Origin of the sequence: Nostoc cf. edaphicum LEGE 07299, from assembly GCF_015207245.1 — a bacterium.
Lineage (GTDB): Bacteria > Cyanobacteriota > Cyanobacteriia > Cyanobacteriales > Nostocaceae > Nostoc > Nostoc edaphicum_B.
Genome location: NZ_JADEXF010000515.1, coordinates 1 through 4,151, shown reverse-complemented (window position 1 = coordinate 4,151; position 4,151 = coordinate 1). Strand labels below are relative to the sequence as shown.

4 protein-coding genes are annotated in these 4,151 nt (G+C 41.5%); 3 read left to right on the top strand and 1 reads right to left on the bottom strand.

Annotation, left to right across the window (positions count from 1 at the left end; all coding sequences use genetic code 11):
* Positions 1–367: 367 nt before the first annotated feature.
* Together IQ229_RS15920 and IQ229_RS15915 are read left to right on the top strand one after the other, a co-directional pair.
* Positions 368–808: a SufE family protein gene (locus IQ229_RS15920; protein ID WP_194045269.1), complete on the top strand. Its 441-nt coding sequence runs from the start codon at positions 368–370 to the stop codon at positions 806–808.
* 94 nt (positions 809–902) lie between these two features.
* On the top strand, positions 903–1,817 hold the full coding sequence (locus IQ229_RS15915) for an alpha/beta fold hydrolase (protein ID WP_194045271.1): 915 nt from the start codon (positions 903–905) through the stop codon (positions 1,815–1,817).
* A 53-nt stretch (positions 1,818–1,870) separates the two neighbouring features.
* Here IQ229_RS15915 and IQ229_RS15910 read toward each other — a convergent pair whose 3' ends face one another.
* On the bottom strand, positions 1,871–2,815 hold the full coding sequence (locus IQ229_RS15910) for an all3515 family Zur-repressed PEP-CTERM protein (protein WP_194045267.1): 945 nt from the start codon (positions 2,813–2,815) through the stop codon (positions 1,871–1,873).
* Positions 2,816–3,114: 299 nt separating this feature from the next.
* Here IQ229_RS15910 and IQ229_RS15905 point away from each other — a divergent pair, with 299 nt between their 5' ends.
* Positions 3,115–4,086 (top strand): CobW family GTP-binding protein, encoded by a 972-nt coding sequence (locus IQ229_RS15905; protein WP_194045258.1) that lies wholly within the window; start codon positions 3,115–3,117, stop codon positions 4,084–4,086.
* Positions 4,087–4,151: the final 65 nt, after the last annotated feature.

Here is a 4,151-nt window from a genome sequence, read left to right as displayed (position 1 = left end):
AGACAGGTCTAATGAACTTGCAGCTAATTTTGTAAGCGCGTAGGCGTAGCCAGCCGTAGGCATCGAATTGTCGAATCGTGGAGAATTGAGGGTTGAAATTTAAACGCAGAGGAACGCAAAGGTAAGCGCAGAGGCACGCAGAGAATATGCTACAAATGAATAAAATTTTTACTTAGAATAAAATTAAGTTTTTGTGATTAGACGCATTAAAAAACCTGGACGATGGGGATGCAATCGCAGTAATTATCTGGATTTGATAAATTAGAGTCAGTAATGGCAAGCTTGATAATGCCAAGAGAACCGGAGGCGCGATTGCTCTAAAGATAATCTACACTCAAGGAGATACCGATCGTTTTCAGCTTCTGTTATGTCCTCAACTCTAGATTCTTTGCCACCTGCGCTCGCTAAAATTGTCCAGCGCTTTCAACGCGCTTCCGAACCGAAGCGACGCTACGAACAGCTAATCTGGTATGCTCAGAAGCTCAATGAGTTCCCAGAAGCTGATAAATTACCCGAAAATAAAGTTCCTGGTTGCGTGTCTCAAGTTTATATCACCGCAGCCTTGGATGATGGTAAGGTTGTGTTTCAGGGCGATTCTGATTCTCAGTTAACTAAAGGATTAGTAGGGCTTCTGGTTGAAGGATTGCATGGACTAGCGCCAACTGAGATTGTGCAACTTACCCCAGATTTTATCCAAGAAACAGGTTTAAATGTTAGCCTGACGCCTTCCCGTGCTAATGGATTTTACAACATTTTTAAAACTATGCAAAAAAAAGCATTGGAATGTAAGCTAGATTTGCCTAACTAAACTTGGTCATTTGTCATTAGTCATTGGTCATTGGTCATTTGCAAAGGACAACTGACAAATGACAAAAAACGTACAATTACCAAAATTTAGTCTCATGTCAACCAATGTATTATCTACTTCTGCTGCTACTGGCTTTGGTGGAATAGTTCAAGAATATCTTTGGAATTGGGAAAATCAGCAATTACGCGTTGTTTATGAAACCCTCGGTAAAGGTTCACCGCTATTGCTGCTACCATCTTTCAGCAGTGTTTCGACGCGTTTGGAAGTAGGCGAACTTGCCAGGTTACTAGCTCCCAATTTTCAAGTTTTAGCAATAGACTGGCCTGGATTTGGTGAATCTTCTCGCCCTAGTTTGAATTATCGACCGGAAATATATCAGCAATTTCTGGAAGATTTTGTCAAAGCTATTTTTAATACTCCCATTACTGTGATCGCGGCTGGTCATGCTGCTAGTTACGTTTTACAATTAGCTGTCAAACAACCTGCTACTTTCTCACGAATTTTGTTGTTAGCTCCTACTTGGCGTGGGCCTTTGCCGACAATGGGCGCAAGTCAACAGATAGCTGGCTTTGTGAGAGAATTGGTGCGATCGCCTATACTTGGTCAAGCTCTCTACAAACTCAACACTACCCCATCCTTCTTAAGTTTTATGTATCGCCGTCATGTATTTACTGACGCGGCTAAAATTACACCCAGTTTCATTGAGAAGAAGTGGCACACAACTCAACAACCAGGAGCGCGATTTGCATCTGCTGCCTTTGTAACTGGTAATCTTGATGCTGTACGCGAACAATCTGATTTTTTAGGACTTGTACAGTCTTTAACCGTACCGCTCATGGTAGTAATTGGGGAATCTAGCCCCCCAAAATCACGAGAAGAAATGGACGCTTTGGTAGCCTTACCAGGAGTGAAAAGCGTTGTTATCCCTGGTTCTTTGGGACTGCATGAAGAATATCCAGCAGTTGTTTTAGAAGCAGTTGAAGATTTTTTGTTCTCTTCAGAAAATTAAATCTTTGCACCAAGAGGCAAAGAATCGTTTTGCACCTTGGTGCGAGATTAAAATTAGTTCAAGCTACTGCGAGTAAGTTTTTGCAAGCGAGAAAGAGAAAGCGCCAGTAAACCGACTATACCAAGACCAAGAACAGTTGATGACTCAGGGACTGCCTTGACTTCAAAATCAAAATTGAAAGTGCCAGACTCTTTAAAGGGAATACGGTGATTATCAGTGCCTAAATCCACTAATTTGAATGATGCAGAATAAGTTCCCAGTGGTGCAGCAGCATCAGTCCAAAAGGTAGGGGTAAACGAAAAATTATCACCACTGCCGATTGTGTAGATATCGCCGACTGACTTGACAATATCAACGCCTGCTGAATCACCAATATTCAATCCACTGCTAATTGACGCTAATTGTAAACCAATATTTGCACCTTCAAGGGACGACTGCCAACGACCATTAGAGCTATTGAACAGATACTGATTGTCTAATTCTTTTGAAGTTTTTAGAGACGCTATAGGTTCTATTGTCAGATTGCTATATTCCTTATCTGTTGGAGTACTAATCAAGCGACCAGTATAAAACTCTGTGCCAGGCAATAATGTTAGCGGCGCTTGTTCTGAGTAAGACTCAGGAATTCGGTTATTTGTATTAGTTGAGTTAATGGTTAGGTTATCTAAAGAACCTAAGTAGCTATAAGCACCAATGCCGTGGAAATGGCTTGATTCCGGCGTGTCTTCATTCCTGTGTGCAAAAAGAAGGGTCAAACGATTGTAGTTGGGGTTCTCCAATCCTGCGTATGTCCCTGTAGGAAAAACCTCCAAACCATCTAACCCAACGTAAAAGCCGGTTTCGTCCGAATGATTATGAGTATCATCTGCTTGTGCTGGTGCCAAAGCGGTAGATAAAACCAGCGGTGCAACAACCAAAAAGCTGATTGCAATAGACGCAGATGCTTGCCCTGTTTGAGTTACTTGCTTTTTCCAGCAGGCAGTGTTTCTTGAAACCACCACGCTTCTCCATCAAAGTATAATTTTCTATGTGATAATGATTATCATATTTTTCGTGGGATTGTCAATGTACTAACCTGCGACTTCCTGCAAGGTTAGTTGGAATATTCCTACCAGCTACGCAAACTTATAGATATTTATTACTTATTACAGATGCATAAAAATAAAATGTTTCTTGATTAAATTATGTGGTTATTTGGCTGAAACTCAAAATAACAGCAAGTTCGCACAAAAATATAAAACGATTTATCATAGGCGATAATGATTATCCATAAGGTGAGACAAGAGGAATTTAGAGTATGGTGGCTGACGTAATCAACAATTCAGTTCCCGTTACTGTTCTGACAGGCTATTTGGGAGCAGGTAAAACGACTCTACTCAATCACATCCTCACCTACGAACACGGCAAAAAAGTTGCTGTGATTGTCAATGAATTTGGGGAAGTGGGTATTGATAATCAATTGATTATCGATGCAGATGAAGAAATATTTGAAATGAATAATGGCTGTATCTGTTGTACAGTGCGCGGCGATTTAATTCGCATCATTGGCAATTTGATGAAGCGGCGCGATAAATTTGACCATTTAGTAATTGAAACGACTGGATTAGCCGATCCTGCACCAGTGATTCAGACATTTTTTGTTGATGAAGACTTGCAAAGCCAACTGTCTCTAGATGCGGTGGTGACAGTCGTAGATGCCAAGCACATCTGGCAGCACTGGGATGCAGACGAAGCACAAGAACAGATTGCCTTTGCCGATGTAATTTTACTTAATAAAACTGATTTGGTAGCGCCAGAAGAGTTGGATGAATTAGAAAAACGGATTCGGGCGATGAATGCGATCGCAAAAATCTACCGTACCCAAAATTCTGAACTCGGAATGGATGCTTTATTAGGTGTAAAAGCCTTTGATTTAGATCGTGCATTAGAAATTGATCCAGATTTCTTAGGCGAAGATGCCCACGTACACGATGAAAGCGTCTTTTCTGTAGCTTTAGTAGAAGCAGGTGCAGTCGATGGAGAAAAATTAAACACTTGGCTTTCCGAGTTACTGCGTACCCAAGGGACAGATATTTTTCGGATGAAAGGCATTTTAAATATTGCTGGAGAAGATAATCGATTTGTATTCCAGGGAGTACACATGATATTCGATGGCAAACCCGATCGCCCCTGGAAACCAAGCGAAACCCCCAAAAACGAACTAGTCTTCATCGGCCGCAATCTTGACGCAGCCAAACTCAAGCAAGATTTTCTCGCTTGTCTAGCGTAAAACAAGCTGTTCTTGGGCAGAGGAGGCAGGGGTGCAGAGGAAATGCCCCATGCCCTATGCCCAAT